Consider the following 18,322-nt stretch of genomic DNA (forward strand, 5'->3'; position numbering starts at 1 on the left):
AAACTCAAAAAGAGAATGAAAAAGATACTTGCAAATATTAAAGAGTCTTATAACGAATTGGTTTATAAGGTTTCTTGGCCGACAAAGTCCGAATTAAGCAATAGTGCCGTGGTTGTTATGTTCGCTTCCCTAATCATAGCCTTGGTAGTATTTGTGATGGACCAATGTTTTGACCATATTATGCATTTTATTTACGGCAAAATATTCTAATTGGGAGGTAGAAAATGTCTGAGGTAAAAAGAGGATGGTATGTATTGCGTGCCATTAGCGGAAAAGAAGGCAAGGTAAAGGAATATCTTGATGCTGAAATCAAGAATACTGACCTTGGAGAATATGTATCTCAGGTTTTGATACCTACTGAGAAAGTATATTCTGTTCGTAATGGTAAGAAAGTCACTAAGGAAAGAAATCTTTATCCAGGTTATGTTTTTGTAGAGGCAGCGCTCGTCGGAGAGGTGTCTCATCGTTTGCGTAATACAACAAACGTAATTGGTTTTCTGGGAGGGACGACTAATCCCGACCCGTTGAGACCCGCCGAAGTAAAACGTATGTTGGGTGCTGTAGACGAGTTACAAGAGCAAGGAGAGGAGATTAGCATTCCGTATTTTGTTGGAGAAACCGTAAAAGTAACATTCGGGCCGTTTAATGGTTTCAGTGGTATTATTGAGGAAGTAAACAACGAAAAGAAAAAGTTGAAAGTAATGGTTAAAATTTTCGGGCGTAAGACTCCACTCGAATTGGGCTTTATGCAAGTAGAAAAGGAATAATGAAGGTGGTGTTACGCGCTTGTCATTATCCCCACGTTGTTTTATAACAAATCAAATTAAATCAAAATGGCTAAAGAAATTGCTGGACAGATCAAATTACAGATTAAAGGAGGTGCAGCAAACCCATCTCCCCCTGTAGGACCGGCTTTAGGTTCTAAAGGGATTAATATTATGGAGTTTTGCAAGCAATTCAATGCCCGCACTCAAGACAAAGCCGGAAAGGTATTACCTGTCGTTATCACTTATTATAGCGATAAATCTTTCGATTTTATTGTTAAGACTCCTCCTGTAGCCATTCAATTGTTAGAAGCATCTAAACAAAAGAGTGGATCGGCAGAGCCTAACCGTAAAAAAGTGGCATCAATCACTTGGGATCAGGTAAAAGCAATTGCTGAGGACAAAATGGTCGATTTGAACTGTTTTACTTTGAAATCAGCGATGACTATGGTTGCTGGTACAGCTAGAAGTATGGGTATAACCGTAAGTGGGGAATTCCCGGATATTAACTAATAAACTTCAATTGAAATGGGTAAACTGACAAAAAATCAAAAGTTAGCTTTAGACAAAATTGAAGCAGGGAAGGCCTATTCACTCAAAGAAGCATCTCAGTTGGTAAAAGATATAACTTATACAAAATTTGATGCCTCTGTTGATGTTGATGTACGTTTAGGCGTAGACCCACGTAAAGCTAACCAGATGGTAAGAGGGGTTGTCTCTCTGCCTCATGGTACCGGTAAAGTGACTCGGGTATTGGTACTTTGTACTCCCGATCAGGAAACCGCTGCTAAGGAAGCTGGAGCTGATTACGTTGGGCTGGACGAATATATCGAGAAAATCAAAGGTGGTTGGACCGATATTGACGTTATTATAACAATGCCTGCTATCATGGGTAAAATCGGTGCTTTAGGACGTGTATTGGGTCCTCGTGGCTTGATGCCTAATCCTAAGAGCGGTACTGTTACCAACGAGGTTGCTAAGGCTGTAAAAGAAGTAAAACAAGGAAAGATTGACTTTAAAGTCGATAAAAATGGTATTGTACACGCTTCTATAGGTAAAGTATCTTTCTCTGCTGATCAGATTCGTGATAATGCAAAAGAATTTGTTTCTGCTTTGATTAAACTGAAACCGACTGCTGCTAAAGGTACATATATTAAGAGTGTTTATCTTTCAAGTACAATGAGCCCGGGTATTAAAATCGAGCCTAAATCAGTTGATGAGATTTAAAAAATTGAATTATGAGAAAGGAAGATAAAAGCACAGTTATAGAACAGATTGCATCGACTCTTAAAGAATACAGTCATTTTTATTTGGCAGAAACAGCTGCGTTGAACGCTGAGAAAACAAGCGCTCTTCGTCGTGAATGCTTCAAGCAAGATATAAAATTACTGGTTGTTAAGAATGCCTTGCTTCACAAAGCTATGGAGTCTCTCGATACTGATTATACTCCGCTTTATGATTGTCTGAAAGGCTCGACTGCAGTAATGTTTACGAATACAGGTAACGCTCCGGCCAAGTTGATCAAAGAGTTTAGAAAATCTACTTCTGACTTATTGAACTTCAAAGCTGCATATGTTGAAGAAAGCTTCTATATCGGAGCTGAACAATTAGATGCGTTAGTTGCTATTAAGAGCAAAAATGAACTTATCGCCGATGTTATCGCATTGTTACAATCGCCTGCTAAGAACGTTGTTTCGGCATTGCAATCGGGAGGTTCTAAACTTCACGGAGTATTGCAGACTCTATCAGAAAGATAATTTTTTAGAAAAACGAATTAGTAAAATAACAAATTAAATCATACAAAAATGGCAGATTTAAAAGCTTTTGCAGAACAATTAGTAAACCTGACCGTAAAAGAAGTAAACGAACTTGCTCAGATTTTGAAAGATGAGTATGGTATTGAACCTGCTGCTGCAGCTGTTGCTGTTGCCGCTCCTGCTGCTGCTGGTGCAGCTGCTGAAGAAAAAACATCTTTCGATGTTGTTTTGAAAGCTGCTGGTGCTAACAAATTAGCAGTTGTTAAATTAGTAAAAGAACTTACCGGTCTTGGCTTGAAAGAAGCTAAAGATATGGTAGATGGTGCTCCTAGCAACATCAAAGAAGGTCTTGCTAAAGCTGAAGCTGAAGCGTTGAAAAAACAATTAGAAGAAGCTGGCGCTGAAGTTGAACTTAAATAAGTATTTCCTGATTATCAGGAACTTTGGTTAAGAGATTTCTGGAAGAGGTCTCTTAACCTTTTTGTGTATATAATTTAAATTAAGTTCAATTAATCCCATTTGTTAAATGTCTTCAAATATAGGTAAACCACGGGTAAATTTTGCTTCAATCAAGAATCCGCTTCAATATCCGGACTTTCTTGAAGTGCAGTTGAAGTCTTTCCGAGACTTCTTACAACTGGATACGCCCCCGGAAAAAAGAAAAAATGAGGGCTTGTATAAGGTGTTTGCAGAAAATTTTCCGATTGCAGATACCCGGAATAATTTTGTCCTCGAATTTTTGGATTATTACATTGATCCGCCCAGATATACTATCGATGAATGTATCGAGAGAGGGTTGACTTACAGTGTGCCCTTGAAGGCTAAACTGAAGTTGTATTGTACAGATCCCGATCACGAAGATTTTGATACCGTGATACAGGATGTGTATCTTGGCCCGATTCCTTACATGACCGAGAAGGGTACATTCGTTATAAATGGTGCTGAACGTGTCGTAGTATCGCAGCTTCACCGTTCTCCGGGTGTTTTCTTCGGACAAAGTACGCATGCAAATGGTACGAAACTCTATTCTGCTCGTATTATTCCTTTTAAAGGTTCTTGGATTGAGTTTGCTACCGACATTAATAATGTCATGTATGCCTATATTGACAGAAAGAAAAAATTGCCGGTTACAACTTTGTTGAGAGCTATCGGTTTCGAGAGTGATAAAGATATCCTCGAAATTTTCGGACTTGCCGAGGAGGTAAAAGTAAACAAGACGAATCTTAAGAAAGCTGTTGGTCGGCGCTTGGCTGCCCGTGTGTTGAAGACCTGGGTAGAAGACTTTGTGGACGAAGATACTGGAGAAGTTGTTTCTATCGAACGTAATGAGGTTATCATCGATCGAGAAACAGTTCTGGAAGAAGAGCATATTGAAGAAATTCTTGAATCCGGAGTATCCAATATCTTATTGCATAAGGAAGAAAGAAATCTTTCTGATTATTCGATTATTTACAATACGTTGCAGAAAGACTCCAGTAACTCGGAGAAAGAAGCAGTGTTATACATATATCGCCAACTTCGTAATGCTGAACCGGCTGATGATGCCAGTGCTCGCGAAGTAATTACAAATTTATTCTTCTCTGAAAAGAGATATGACTTGGGTGAGGTAGGACGTTATAGAATCAATAAAAAATTGAATCTGTCCACTCCGGCCGATATAAAGGTCTTGACGAAAGAGGATATTATCGAGATTATCAAATATCTTATTGAGTTGATTAATTCGAAGACCGATGTTGATGATATCGACCACTTGAGTAACCGTCGTGTAAGAACTGTAGGTGAACAATTGTATAACCAGTTTGGTGTCGGACTGGCTCGTATGTCACGTACAATACGTGAACGTATGAACGTTAGGGACAATGAGGTATTTACACCGATCGATTTGATTAATGCCAAGACTATTTCTTCGGTAATCAATACATTCTTCGGGACGAATGCTCTGTCTCAGTTTATGGACCAGACGAATCCTTTGGCCGAAATGACACATAAACGTCGTATGTCGGCTTTGGGACCTGGAGGTTTGTCGAGAGAGCGTGCCGGATTTGAGGTTCGTGACGTACATTACACACATTACGGTCGTTTGTGTCCTATTGAAACTCCTGAGGGACCGAACATCGGTCTTATATCTTCACTTTGTGTATATGCAAAAATCAATGACCTTGGATTTATCGAAACTCCATATCGTAAAGTCGAAAATGGAAAAGTTGATTTGTCCGAAAATGGTATTGTGTATTTGACGGCTGAAGTAGAGGAAGGTAAGGTTATTGCTCAGGGTAATGCTCCGCTAAATGATGATGGTACATTTATTCGTACGAGAGTAAAATCACGTTTGGATGCGGATTTCCCTATTGTAGCTCCTGAGGAAGTAAACTTAATGGATGTTTCTCCTACGCAGATTGCATCTATTGCAGCTTCGTTGATTCCTTTCCTTGAACATGATGATGCAAACCGTGCATTGATGGGTTCGAACATGATGCGCCAGGCCGTACCGTTGCTTCGTACCGAAGCTCCGGTTGTAGGTACCGGTTTGGAAGGTCAGTTGATTCGGGATTCTCGTACGCAGATTACTGCCGAAGGTGCAGGAGTTGTGGAATTTGTCGATGCAACGACAATACGTATTCGTTATGATCGTACCGAAGAAGAAGAGTTTGTAAGTTTTGAAGATTCGGTTAAAGAGTATACTATTCCCAAGTTCCGCAAGACCAACCAAAGTACTACTGTGGATTTGAGGCCTATTTGCCATAAGGGAGACCGGGTAGCTGCCGGACAGATTTTGACGGAAGGTTATTCTACCGAAAACGGAGAATTAGCATTAGGTAAAAACCTGAAAGTAGCATTTATGCCGTGGAAGGGTTATAACTATGAAGATGCTATTGTACTTAACGAACGTGTAGTTCGTGAAGATATATTGACTTCGGTACACGTAGATGAATATTCTTTGGAAGTACGTGAAACGAAGAGAGGTATGGAAGAGTTGACTTCTGATATACCTAATGTGAGTGAAGAAGCAACGAAAGACCTTGACGAACGTGGTATCATCCGTGTGGGGGCTCACGTAAATCCGGGTGATATAATGATTGGTAAGATTACGCCTAAGGGAGAGTCTGACCCGTCACCGGAAGAAAAATTGTTACGTGCAATCTTTGGTGATAAAGCAGGTGATGTGAAAGATGCATCGTTGAAAGCTACTCCTTCATTAAAGGGTGTGGTTATCGGTACCAATCTGTTCTCAAGAGCTATTAAGAAAAAGAAATCTAAGCTAAGTGATAAAGCTATTCTTCCTAAATTGGATGAAGAGTACGAAGAAAAAGAAGCCAAGCTCAAAGACTTGTTGATTGAAAAATTGATGATATTGACTAACGGCAAGACGTCTCAGGGAGTAAAAGATTATCTGGGAGCGGAAATAATTGCCAAAGGAGCTAAATTTACTCAAAAGGCTTTGAGCGAGATAGATTATACCTCTATTCAAGTAAGTAAGTGGACTACCGATACGGCTAAGAACGAATTGATACGGGCTACTATTATGAATTACTTGAAAAAGTATAAGGAAATCGATGCAGAACTTCGTCGTAAGAAATTCGATATTTCGATTGGAGATGAATTGCCTTCAGGAATTGTACAGATGGCCAAGGTGTATATCGCCAAGAAACGTAAGATTAGTGTAGGTGATAAGATGGCCGGTCGTCATGGTAACAAAGGTATCGTGTCGCGAGTCGTTCGTCAAGAAGATATGCCGTTCTTGGAAGATGGAACTCCGGTTGATATCGTTTTGAATCCTCTGGGTGTGCCGTCTCGTATGAACTTAGGACAGATTTTTGAAACCGTTTTGGGATGGGCCGGTGTAAAATTAGGCGAAAAATTTGCAACGCCTATTTTTGACGGAGCAAGCCTTGATGATTTGAATGAGTGGACTGACAAAGCAGGCCTGCCTCGTTATGGTAAATCATATTTGTATGATGGACATACCGGAGAACGTTTTGACCAGCCAGCAACGGTAGGGGTTATCTATATGTTGAAACTGGGTCATATGGTTGAAGACAAGATGCATGCTCGTTCGATAGGTCCTTATTCTTTGATTACGCAACAGCCGTTAGGTGGTAAAGCTCAGTTTGGAGGTCAGCGTTTTGGAGAAATGGAGGTTTGGGCTCTTGAGGCATTCGGTGCTTCTCACGTTTTACAGGAGATTTTGACAATTAAGTCGGATGATGTTGTCGGACGTTCTAAAGCATATGAAGCCATTGTAAAAGGTGAGCCTATGCCTACACCTGGTATTCCTGAGTCTCTTAATGTGCTTTTGCATGAGTTGAGAGGTCTTGGTCTTAGCATCAATTTAGAATAAATAAACTTAGAAAAAGTGTTGTCAGTATTTCTCTGAAAGAGAAACTGACACACTGAAATTCTTATAACTCTTTATAAATTTAATTTATGGCTTTTAGAAAAGATAACAAGATAAAGAGTAACTTTTCGAAGATTTCAATCGGATTAGCATCTCCAGAAGAGATTTTGGAAAATTCGAGCGGTGAAGTCTTGAAACCCGAAACCATCAACTATCGTACATACAAGCCTGAGCGTGACGGTTTGTTTTGTGAACGTATATTCGGTCCGGTAAAAGATTATGAATGCCATTGTGGTAAATACAAGCGTATTCGTTATAAAGGCATTGTCTGCGACCGTTGTGGTGTTGAGGTTACGGAAAAGAAAGTACGTCGTGAACGGATGGGACATATTCAGCTCGTCGTTCCAGTTGCTCATATCTGGTATTTCCGTTCTCTTCCCAACAAAATCGGTTATTTACTTGGATTACCTACGAAGAAACTTGATGCAATCATTTATTATGAGCGTTATGTCGTAATACAGCCGGGGGTAAAAAGAGACAGTTTGGCCGTTTATGATTTATTGTCTGAAGAAGAATATTTGGATGTACTTGATAATCTGCCTAAAGACAATCAATTGCTTGACGATACTGATCCCGAGAAGTTTATTGCAAAAATGGGTGCTGAGGCTATTTATGATTTATTAGCCCGTCTTGATTTGGATGAACTTTCTTATGAGTTGCGTCATCGTGCCAATACAGATGGTTCGCAACAACGTAAGAGTGAGGCTTTGAAGCGTCTGCAAGTGGTAGAGTCGTTCCGTGCGTCGAAAATGCGTAATCGTCCTGAATGGATGATTCTGAAAGTCGTTCCGGTGATTCCTCCTGAATTGCGTCCTCTTGTCCCTCTGGACGGAGGCCGTTTCGCTACATCTGATTTGAATGACCTTTATCGTCGTGTTATCATACGTAACAACCGTTTGAAACGGTTGATGGAAATCAAAGCTCCGGAAGTTATTTTGCGTAATGAAAAACGTATGCTTCAGGAGGCTGTTGATTCGTTATTGGATAATTCTCGTAAATCGAGTGCAGTCAAAACGGATGCAAATCGTCCCTTGAAATCTTTGTCTGATAGTTTGAAAGGAAAACAAGGGCGTTTCCGTCAGAACTTATTGGGTAAACGTGTCGACTACTCGGCTCGTTCGGTTATTGTTGTAGGTCCCGAACTTAAAATGCATGAGTGCGGTTTGCCTAAGAATATGGCTGCCGAATTATATAAACCTTTTGTTATACGGAAACTAATCGAACGCGGTATTGTAAAGACCGTGAAGTCGGCCAAGAAGATTGTCGATCGTAAGGAACCGGTCGTTTGGGATATTCTTGAACATGTAATGAAAGGTCACCCTGTGTTGTTGAACCGTGCACCGACGTTGCACCGTTTGGGTATTCAGGCATTCCAGCCCAAAATGATTGAGGGTAAAGCTATACAGTTACATCCATTGGCATGTACGGCATTTAACGCTGACTTCGATGGTGACCAGATGGCTGTACACTTGCCATTGGGTAATGAAGCTATCCTTGAGGCTCAGATGTTGATGTTAGGGGCTCATAATATTCTTAATCCGGCTAATGGTGCACCTATTACCGTACCTTCTCAGGATATGGTATTAGGATTGTATTATATTACGAAACTTCGTCCGGGAGCTAAAGGCGAAGGCCTTGTATTCTATGGCCCGGAAGAGGCTGAGATTGCTTATAATGAGGGCAAGGTTACACTTCACTCGAAAGTGAAGGTGATGGTAAAAGACTTGGATGAAAACGGTAATATTGTAGACGTTCTTCGCGAAACTTCTGTGGGACGTGTTCTTGTAAATGAGATTGTGCCAGCAGAAGTAGGATATATTAATGAGATACTTTCTAAGAAATCTCTTCGTGATATTATCGGTAACGTTATCAAGGTATGTGGTGTAACTCGTGCTGCCCAGTTCTTGGATGATATCAAGGATTTAGGTTATAAGATGGCATTTAAAGGCGGCTTGTCGTTTAATCTGGCTGACGTGATTATTCCACCCGAAAAAGAAGCTTTGGTGAACGAAGGTTATGCCGAGGTGGAACAAATCATGGCCAATTATAACATGGGTTTCATTACTTATAATGAACGTTATAACCAGATTATCGATACTTGGACTCACGTAAACTCGAAACTGTCTAATATTTTGATGAAGCAGTTGTCAAGCGATAATCAGGGATTCAATTCTGTATATATGATGTTGGATTCCGGTGCTCGTGGTTCTAAAGAACAGATTCGTCAGTTGTCCGGTATGCGTGGTTTGATGGCGAAGCCTCAAAAATCTGGTGCTGAAGGCGGGCAAATTATTGAAAACCCGATTTTGGCAAACTTCAAAGAGGGTTTGTCCGTATTGGAGTATTTTATCTCTACTCACGGTGCTCGTAAAGGTTTGGCCGATACTGCTTTGAAAACTGCTGACGCTGGTTATTTGACTCGTCGTCTGGTCGATGTTGCACATGATGTGATTATTCACGAAGAAGACTGTGGAACATTGCGAGGACTTGTTTGCACGGAAATCAAGAATAATGAAGAAGTTGTAGCTTCTTTATATGAGAGAATTCTGGGACGTGTATCTGTACATGATGTACAGCACCCGTTAACAGGAGAAATATTGGTTCATGCCGGTGATGAAATTACAGAGGATATTGCACAAAAAATACAAGAATCACCCATCGAAAGAGTGGAAATCCGTTCGGTATTGACTTGTGAATCGAAGAAAGGTGTTTGTGCTAAATGTTATGGGCGTAATTTATCTACCAGTAGATTGGTACAGAAAGGTGAAGCTGTCGGTGTCATTGCAGCACAATCTATCGGTGAGCCGGGTACTCAGTTGACTTTGCGTACTTTCCATGTCGGTGGTATCGCTTCTAATATTGCAGCTGTATCGAATGTGACGTCACGTTATGACGGTATTCTCGAAATTGATGAGTTACGTACCGTTGATAGCATAGATGAGACAGGGAAAAAGGTAATGATTGTCGTAGGCCGTTTGGCTGAGATGCGTATTATTGATCCTAATACGAAGATTGTACTGACGACGACAAATATTCCTTATGGTTCTAAACTGTTCTTTAACAGTGGAGCAGAATTGAAGAAAGGTGATGTTGTCTGCGAGTGGGACCCTTTCAATGCCGTTATCGTATCGGAAGTTTCGGGTAAAGTGCAATTCGAAAATGTAGTTGAGGGTGTGACTTATAAAGTCGAATCAGATGAGCAGACCGGGTTGCGTGAGAAAATCATTATCGAGTCTAAAGACCGTGCCCGTGTTCCATCTGCAAATATTGTTGATGAGAATGGCCAGGTACTGAAGACCTATTCTTTGCCTGTAGGTGCTCACTTAATGGTAGATGAGAACAGTGCACTCCGTTCTGGAGAAGTGTTCGTGAAAATACCGCGTGCAGTAGGTAAAGCAGGTGATATTACCGGTGGTCTTCCTCGTGTTACAGAATTGTTCGAAGCCCGTAACCCGTCCAATCCGGCAGTTGTGTCGGAAATTGACGGAGAAGTAACTTTCGGAAAAGTAAAACGGGGTAATCGTGAAATTGCAGTAACATCCAAGACCGGTCAAGTACAGAAATATCTGGTTCCTCTGTCAAAACAAATATTGGTACAGGAAAACGACTATGTTCGTGCCGGAACTCCGTTATCTGACGGTGCGGTGACTCCTTCTGATATTTTGGCAATCAAGGGACCGACGGCTGTACAGGAATATATTGTGAACGAAGTTCAGGATGTATATCGCTTACAAGGTGTGAAGATTAATGATAAGCATTTTGAGGTAATTGTACGTCAGATGATGCGTAAAGTTGAGATTATCGATCCGGGTGATACTCGCTTCTTGGAACAACAGGTGGTTGACAAACATGATTTCATGGAAGAAAACGACCGTATATGGGGCAAGAAGGTTGTTGTGGATGCTGGTGATTCTCAGACATTGAAGCCGGGACAGATTGTAACTCCTCGTAAGTTGCGTGATGAAAACTCGATGTTAAAACGTCGTGATATGAAATTGGTGGAAGTGCGGGACGCTATTCCGGCAACTTCGAATCAGATTTTACAAGGTATAACTCGGGCTGCATTGCAAACATCCAGCTTTATGTCGGCCGCTTCGTTCCAGGAAACCACAAAAGTTCTTAATGAAGCTGCTATTAATGGTAAAGTTGACAAGCTTGAAGGTATGAAAGAAAATGTGATTTGTGGACATTTAATACCTGCCGGTACAGGTCAGCGTGAGTTCGATAAGATTATAGTTGGTTCTAAGGAAGAGTTTGACCGAGTTTTTGCCAATCGTAAAAATGTAACGGATTTTTAATAAGAATCAGCCGTTTTTGAAATATATTAATGAAGGTGCACTTTATCTGAGTGCACCTTTGTTGTTTAATGAAACCTTCTGGCTTTTTTACTTGTTATATCAAAAAAGAGCAATGAAAAGCAAGCTGGTATATATAATTGACCCGTATTGTATCTGGTGTTACGGCAATGAACTTATAATAAATCATGTGTATGAAACATACCACCATCGTTTAGATTTTAAAATTTTGCCGGTCGGTATGTGGAGTGAAAATAACAGGCGGAATGCCACACCGGAGTTGGCTCGTATGTTGAAGTATCAGGCACGCAAGGTATCGGATATAACAGAAGTGGTTTTTGGCAATAATTTTTTTAATTTGATAAATGATACGTCCAGAATATTCGATAGTGAAATTCCGGCAATGGCAATTACAACGATAGATAAATATTGGCGTCACTTGTCGATGGCGTTTTGTAATTTATTGTTACGAGCATTCTATTATGAAGGGAAAGATTTATCTGATAAGTCGGTTTATGAACAGTTGGCTCGGCGTCTTGAATTATCTCCTGAAGAATTTCTATATTATCAGTATTCTGATGAGATAAAATTATTGACAAAAGAACGTTTTTCGGAGGCGAGATCTCTGACTTACGAGTACCCCAGTTTGCTTTTAGTCGACTTTATAGGAGGAGTGCATCCGATATCGAATGGCTATACTCGTTATTCGGAGATTCAAAGGCGCATTAATTGTTTTCTTTGATAATAATCTCTATGGTAAGGTATTGCTGTTTTCAATAAAAAGCACGACCTTTAACATGAATTTATAAAAAGGAAATAATCGTTATGGCACATAATCATAAACATCATGTACACCAACATACACACAATATCGAGAGTATAAATTCTGCGTTGGTGATAGGGATAATATTAAATACTTTGTTTGTTGTCATTGAGGCCATAGCAGGGTTCTATTATGATTCTTTGGCTTTATTATCGGATGCAGGACATAATTTAAGCGATGTTATCAGTTTGATATTAGCTCTGCTTGCATTTCGGTTGGTGCAAATGAAACCGACATCTAAATATACTTATGGGTATAAGAAAAGCTCGATACTGGTATCTCTATTGAATGCTATTATTCTGCTGGTGGCAGTAGGAATGATTTTGTCGGAAAGTATTGTCAAGATAAGACATCCGGAACCGATAGATGGGAATGCGATTGCCTGGGTAGCCGGTGTGGGGATTATAATCAACGCCTTTACCGCTTTTTTACTCTTTCGACAAAAGGGAAGTGACCTGAATATTAAGGGGGCTTATCTGCATATGGCGGCCGATACTTTAGTATCGGTAGGTGTACTTATTTCAGGTGTTGTTATAGAATATACTCATTGGTATTTTGTAGACCCGATTATAGGGATTGTTGTGGCAATTGTTATCCTTTATTCGACATGGGGCTTGTTGCATGATAGCTTGCGGCTATCTTTAGACGGTGTTCCAGTAGATATAAATTTGGATGAGATAAAGGGTGTATTGCTTCGTAATGAAGGAGTTGAAGATGTACATCATTTGCATATTTGGGGTATCAGCACTACGCAGAATGCTCTTACGGCACATATTGTCGTACGTTCTACAGAGAATATGGAAGAGTTGAAGCATAAGTTAAAAGAGGAATTGTATGAGCATAATATACAGCATGCGACATTAGAATTGGAGTTGGACAGTGAGCATTGTGACCATAAATGTTGTTAGGAGTTATTGATAATGAATATATGTAATATTGGAATAAAATGAAATTCTGGGATAAACTGAAAATAAATCATAACCCGAAATCGGGAGCTCTTGATTTACTGAAATATATTGGACCGGGTTTGTTGGTGACAGTCGGATTTATAGATCCGGGAAATTGGGCTACCAACTTGGCTGCAGGTTCTACTTTTGGGTATGCTTTGTTGTGGGTGGTTACTTTTTCGTCTGTTATGTTGATTATTATTCAGCACAATGTAGCACATTTGGGTATTGTTACCGGGCTTTGTCTGGCCGAAGCAACGACAAAGTATATTCGTCGGCCTTTATCTGTGCCGATATTGGGCTCTGCAATGTTGGCAAGTATATCTACTTCTTTGGCAGAGATTTTGGGAGGAGCTATTGCATTGCAGATGTTGTTCAGTATTCCTATAAAGGCCGGGTCTGTTATTATAACCATAGTTTCAATCGTTATGTTATTGACCAATACGTACAGTAAGATCGAACGTTGGATTATAACCTTTGTTTCTATTATCGGCCTGTCTTTTTTGTATGAGCTGTTTTTGGTGGATGTCAGCTGGGGAGAGGCGGTGAAGTCGTGGGTTACTCCGACTTTTCCTGATAATTCTTTGCTTATTATTATGAGTGTGCTTGGAGCGGTCGTGATGCCTCATAATTTGTTTTTGCATTCAGAAGTTATCCAAAGTCGGGAATGGAATCTGGAAGATGAAAAAGTTATAAATAAACAGTTGAAATATGAGTTCTTTGACACACTGTTTTCTATGGTAATCGGGTGGGCGATAAATTCGGCAATGATTATATTGGCAGCTTCGGCCTTTTTTAGTAAAAATATTCAGGTCGAAGAGTTGAGCCAGGCACAAGATTTATTGACTCCATTGGTAGGAAATAGTGCCGGGGTCATTTTTGCTGTAGCGTTATTGTTTGCCGGTATATCATCTACGATTACATCAGGAATAGCAGGAGCTTCTGTTTTTGCCGGTTTCTTTGGTGAGGCGTATAGTCCTAAAGATTTACATACAAAGTTGGGAACATTGCTTTCTTTTATTCCGGCTTTATTAATTATATTTTTTATCGGAGATCCTTTTAAGGGGCTTATTATCTCTCAGATGTTATTGAGCGTGCAATTGCCTATAACTGTTTTTACTCAAATTTATCTGACTTCTTCACGGAAAGTGATGGGTAGGCATGTCAATAAGTTGTCAACGACAATTATCTTGTTGTTGTTGGGGACTATGGTCACAGTGCTTAATATAGCTTTGCTTATCAGCCTTTTTTAGAAACTTAAGAAAAAAATTTTGTTTTATAGAAAATAATGCTTTGCATAATACCTCGGAGGGAAAGATACAAGAGAAATGCTAACCATAAAGCATGATTTCCCAATGTATGGTGTAAGGAATAATAAAGTAGAAAGAAGGCTGTTGACGATACTAACATCGCATATAGCATCTGCCGTGTAGCAGTAGCCCCGATAAATATACCATCCCATAAAAATGCTGAAAATCCGGCGGCAGGTATGGCCAGTGCCCAGTAAAAATAATCTTCAGATGCTATGATTACAGATGTGTCATTTGTCAGTAGTCTGAGGAAATCTTTGCCACCGATGCCATATAATAGAGTGAATGCGAGAGATAAGGCAATTCCCCAGATGAACAGCAGCCGAATCATTTTTTTGAATGCGGTTTTGTTGTTGGCTCCGATATATTTGCCAGCGAGAGCTTCGCCGGCATATGCAAATCCGTCCATGATATATGAAAACAGTGTAAATAATTGCATTAATAAAGTATTGACAGCAAGTATGATATCCCCCTGTTTTGCTCCGGTTGAGGTGAAGAATGTGGTGACTGTTACCAGACAGAGTGTACGAAAGAATATGTCGTTGTTTGTTTGAAAGAATTTTTTTATAGCACCTTTCTGGATTATCTCAGGCCATAAAATTCTGATTTTCAATTTTCCGTAGAAACGGTTCCATAGAGAGAATGCCATGATTAGACCTGCATACTGAGCGATTAGTGTACCTAAGGCGACCCCTTCTACTTTCATTTTCAGGAAGAATACGAAGCTAAGGCTGGCTATGATGTTGATAATATTTTGGGCTATTGCGATAAACATGGGAAAACGAGAGTTTTGCATGCCGATAAACCAGCCGGAGAACCCATATAAACCTAATACTGCTGGTGCTCCCCATATGCAAATGCTGAAATAGGCAATCGCCAATTCTTGAACGTCGTGGGGAGCATCGATGAATGTAAATGCAAGTTTTTGTATGGGGTATTGAAGTATAATCATCAGGAAAGAAATGCAAAAGCCTGTTCCGATGGCTCGAATCAGTATTCGAGTAACTTCATTCAAATCTCTTTTTCCGTATGCTTGGGAAGTCATGCCACTCGTTCCCATTCTAAGAAATCCGAATAACCAATAAATAATATTGAACATCAATCCTCCTACGGCAATGGCTCCGATATAAGCCGCAGAACCCAGATGTCCTACGATAGCAATGTCTATTAGGCCTAATAATGGTACGGTGATATTTGAAATTATGGAAGGAATAGCTATCTGTAGAATTTTTCTATTCATAAATTATTGAATGGAATCAGAATGATATTTGATGTTTTCCTCTATGGACTGAAATATTGGAGCAATAATAAAAAGATAGGAGTTATGAGAATTTATTTCTTGGAAAATATGTTTTTCTCATCGCTTTTGATTTATCTTTTATAGCCAAGAGGTCAACCATGTTACTGGTCTGGATTTATATTTGCTGCAATCCGGAATCTTCCTTTGTTATTGGAAAAATTCCGGATTTGTTTAGGACTTCCCTTTTTTGGGGCAGGGAAGGAGCTGTTTCTTTTAGGTAGAATTCTATTTTGAATTCTTGATATCAGAATGATTTGAACCCCATGATTTCTTTTACCTCACGGAGTGTTTTGGCTGCACTCTCACGAGCTTTTTCAGCACCGGCTTTAACCACCTTTCTCATGTATTCGTCATTATTTTGAATATCGAGAATACGTTCACGTATGGGAAGGGTGACTTTAAGGATATCCTCAGCCAATTGTTTCTTCAAATCTCCATAACGGATTTCGCAGTTATTATATTTTTCTTCAAAATACTCGACGGTATCGGGAGTTGAGACTATTTTGAGAATAGTGAATAGATTCTCAACAGGTTCGGATTTGGGAGAATTAGGAACCTGCGGACCTTCATCCGTAACGGAACGCATTACTTTTTTCCGTAATGTTTTTTCGTCATCTATCAGATACACACAATTTCCTTCAGATTTACCCATTTTCCCTGTTCCGTTTAAGCCGGGTATTTTTATGGATTCGGCACCAAAGTTATAACTGGCAGGTTCGGGGAAATATTCAACGCCATATATGCTATTGAATCTTCGGGAAAACCTTCGAGTCATTTCTAAATGTTGTTCCTGATCTTTACCTACCGGTACTTTGGTCGCTTTATGTATCATGATATCCGCAGCCATCAGGGTAGGGTAAGTAAGTAACCCTGCATTTACATTTTCAGGTTGTTTACGTACTTTTTCTTTAAATGATACCGTACGTTCAAGCTCTCCGACATATACATGCATGTTCAATAAAAGATATAGTTCCGGAATTTCAGGAACATCACTTTGGATAAAGATAGTAGAAGCTTCGGGGTCAAGCCCGGCAGCCAGATATTCTGCTAAAATGTTTTTGACATTTACATGGAGAAGTGCGGGATCAGGATGTGTCGTAAGAGAGTGTAAATCAGCAATAAAGAAAAAACAATTATTTTCATATTGCATTTTTACAAAATTGCGAAGGGCTCCATAATAGTTACCTAAGTGTAAATTTCCGGTAGAGCGTATGCCGCTAACAACAGTTTCTTTCATATGTATTTATGCTATTATCTTATAATTAAATTACAAATGTAGGAAAAACAGCCAGTACTGACAAATAAACGTTTATTTTGATGGAATGAGATTCTGCTCTATTTGCTTGAACAAATCAGGATTAGCAGCCAATAACGATATTCCGCGGTCGTGCCTGTATTGCTGTGCTTTACCTCCTGCTTCTTGTACAATCAAGATACCGGCACAGACATCCCATAGATGGAGATTGGGTTCCCAATAACCGTCAAAAAATCCGGCAGCTACACTACACAAATCATAGGCTGCTGATCCATAACGGCGTATACCTCGTACTTGAGGAAGAATACGAGATACTTCGGTGAGGTTGTTGTCCGGATTTGTATCTTTGTCACATGGAAATCCGGTAGTCAGGACACTTGGTCCTAATTCCTTTTTGGTTGAAACGTGGATAGATTTTCCGTTCAATAGGCTTCCTTCTCCTTTAATAGCCGTATATAACTCGTCCAAATAAGGTGCATATACGATACCCAATATAGTTTCGCCTTTGTATTGTAATCCTATGGAAACCGAAAAGATGGGTAGTCCTTGGCTGAAATTTGTAGTACCGTCCAGGGGATCTACAACCCAGCAGTAATCACTTTTGCCTGAGTGTAACCCACTTTCTTCTCCTAAAATACTATGGTTCGGACAATGTTGGGAAACTTGTTCGATAAAGTATTTTTCACTGGTTTTATCGGCAGCGGTGACTACGTCATTTATAGAACCTTTTAATTCAATATCCAAATGGTTACCCCTGAAATAGGATAGATGTATTTTTCCCATTTCTTTAGCCCATACGGTAGCCAGGTCGGCTAATTGATGCCAATATGAAATTTCTGAATCCATAATAAGTTGTTTTTTGGGTTTGAACAAAAAAAGAGTATCGTTTTTATGGTAGATACTCTTTTGTTCAATATTTATAAGTAAAGAAAATTAATCATCCTCTTCTTCCAGGTCTTCAATGGGGAGCTGGCGTTTAAATGCTTCCTTAAATGAAATTAAAGATTCCGAACGTGCTAAACCTAACGGCTGTAACTTGGAATGTATGATACTCAATAAATGGCTGTTATTACGGGCGTACAATTTGATAAACATATCATATTGGCCTGTTGTGTAATGGCACTCTACGACTTCCGGTATTTTTTGGAGCTGTTCGAGTACGTCTTTGAATTGGCTGGGATTTTGTAGATAAAGACCGATATAAGCACAAGTCTCAAATCCTATTTTATTAGAATCGATGGTGTATTCAGAACCTTTTATAATTCCGAGATTTGTCAGTTTCTGTACTCGTTGGTGAATCGCGGCTCCGGAAACATTGCATTCACGTGCAACTTCAAGGAACGGAATACGGGCATTAGATGCAATCAGTTTGAGAATTTTATAATCCAAACTGTCAAGTTGATGGTGTCCCATATACTTAATTTCTTATTTTTAGTCTATGTTTTTTATTTACAATAATATACAAAGTTAAATAG

The 18,322-nt window shown here is 39.7% G+C and carries 15 protein-coding genes; 11 read left to right on the plus strand and 4 right to left on the minus strand.

Annotation, left to right across the window (positions count from 1 at the left end):
- Window positions 1–15: 15 nt before the first annotated feature.
- The 11 genes from secE (at window position 16) to Cop2CBH44_RS13045 (ending at window position 14,235) form a co-directional block, all read left to right on the plus strand.
- Window positions 16–210 (plus strand): preprotein translocase subunit SecE, encoded by a 195-nt coding sequence (gene secE, locus Cop2CBH44_RS12995; RefSeq protein WP_055097558.1) that lies wholly within the window; start codon window positions 16–18, stop codon window positions 208–210.
- 14 nt (window positions 211–224) lie between these two features.
- Window positions 225–767: a transcription termination/antitermination protein NusG gene (gene nusG, locus Cop2CBH44_RS13000; protein ID WP_021929640.1), complete on the plus strand. Its 543-nt coding sequence runs from the start codon at window positions 225–227 to the stop codon at window positions 765–767.
- A 66-nt stretch (window positions 768–833) separates the two neighbouring features.
- Window positions 834–1,277: a 50S ribosomal protein L11 gene (gene rplK / locus Cop2CBH44_RS13005; RefSeq protein WP_021929639.1), complete on the plus strand. Its 444-nt coding sequence runs from the start codon at window positions 834–836 to the stop codon at window positions 1,275–1,277.
- 15 nt (window positions 1,278–1,292) lie between these two features.
- Complete coding sequence (gene rplA, locus Cop2CBH44_RS13010) at window positions 1,293–1,991, plus strand: 50S ribosomal protein L1 (RefSeq protein WP_021929638.1); 699 nt, start codon at window positions 1,293–1,295, stop codon at window positions 1,989–1,991.
- A gap of 11 nt (window positions 1,992–2,002) precedes the next feature.
- Entirely contained in the window at window positions 2,003–2,521 is a 519-nt protein-coding gene (gene rplJ / locus Cop2CBH44_RS13015; RefSeq protein WP_021929637.1) for a 50S ribosomal protein L10, read from the plus strand.
- Between the two features lie 48 nt (window positions 2,522–2,569).
- Entirely contained in the window at window positions 2,570–2,941 is a 372-nt protein-coding gene (gene rplL / locus Cop2CBH44_RS13020; RefSeq protein ID WP_021929636.1) for a 50S ribosomal protein L7/L12, read from the plus strand.
- A gap of 106 nt (window positions 2,942–3,047) precedes the next feature.
- Entirely contained in the window at window positions 3,048–6,860 is a 3,813-nt protein-coding gene (rpoB, locus tag Cop2CBH44_RS13025; protein WP_021929635.1) for a DNA-directed RNA polymerase subunit beta, read from the plus strand.
- Between the two features lie 86 nt (window positions 6,861–6,946).
- Complete coding sequence (gene rpoC, locus Cop2CBH44_RS13030) at window positions 6,947–11,215, plus strand: DNA-directed RNA polymerase subunit beta' (protein WP_200754964.1); 4,269 nt, start codon at window positions 6,947–6,949, stop codon at window positions 11,213–11,215.
- A 112-nt stretch (window positions 11,216–11,327) separates the two neighbouring features.
- Complete coding sequence (locus Cop2CBH44_RS13035; RefSeq protein ID WP_021929634.1) at window positions 11,328–11,954, plus strand: thioredoxin domain-containing protein; 627 nt, start codon at window positions 11,328–11,330, stop codon at window positions 11,952–11,954.
- A gap of 83 nt (window positions 11,955–12,037) precedes the next feature.
- Window positions 12,038–12,943 (plus strand): cation diffusion facilitator family transporter, encoded by a 906-nt coding sequence (locus Cop2CBH44_RS13040; RefSeq protein ID WP_200754965.1) that lies wholly within the window; start codon window positions 12,038–12,040, stop codon window positions 12,941–12,943.
- Between the two features lie 38 nt (window positions 12,944–12,981).
- Window positions 12,982–14,235 carry an Nramp family divalent metal transporter gene (locus tag Cop2CBH44_RS13045; protein ID WP_200754966.1) on the plus strand — a complete coding sequence of 418 codons (1,254 nt, stop codon included), beginning with the start codon at window positions 12,982–12,984 and terminating at the stop codon, window positions 14,233–14,235.
- Window positions 14,236–14,239: 4 nt separating this feature from the next.
- On the opposite strand, the gene Cop2CBH44_RS13050 is transcribed toward Cop2CBH44_RS13045, so the two are convergent.
- From Cop2CBH44_RS13050 to Cop2CBH44_RS13065, 4 genes are all read right to left on the minus strand, one after another.
- Complete coding sequence (locus Cop2CBH44_RS13050; RefSeq protein ID WP_200754967.1) at window positions 14,240–15,532, minus strand: MATE family efflux transporter; 1,293 nt, start codon at window positions 15,530–15,532, stop codon at window positions 14,240–14,242.
- A 304-nt stretch (window positions 15,533–15,836) separates the two neighbouring features.
- The gene (trpS, locus tag Cop2CBH44_RS13055) at window positions 15,837–16,829 is read right to left on the minus strand and encodes a tryptophan--tRNA ligase (protein ID WP_200754968.1); all 993 of its coding nucleotides are present in this window, start codon (window positions 16,827–16,829) and stop codon (window positions 15,837–15,839) included.
- Window positions 16,830–16,901: 72 nt separating this feature from the next.
- On the minus strand, window positions 16,902–17,693 hold the full coding sequence (locus Cop2CBH44_RS13060; protein ID WP_021929629.1) for an inositol monophosphatase family protein: 792 nt from the start codon (window positions 17,691–17,693) through the stop codon (window positions 16,902–16,904).
- Between the two features lie 87 nt (window positions 17,694–17,780).
- Window positions 17,781–18,260, minus strand: a complete 480-nt coding sequence (locus Cop2CBH44_RS13065; RefSeq protein WP_021929628.1) for an Lrp/AsnC family transcriptional regulator — start codon at window positions 18,258–18,260, stop codon at window positions 17,781–17,783.
- Window positions 18,261–18,322 lie beyond the last annotated feature (62 nt).

It is taken from the genome of Coprobacter secundus subsp. similis, assembly GCF_015097275.1.
In the GTDB taxonomy this organism is placed as follows: domain Bacteria; phylum Bacteroidota; class Bacteroidia; order Bacteroidales; family Coprobacteraceae; genus Coprobacter; species Coprobacter secundus.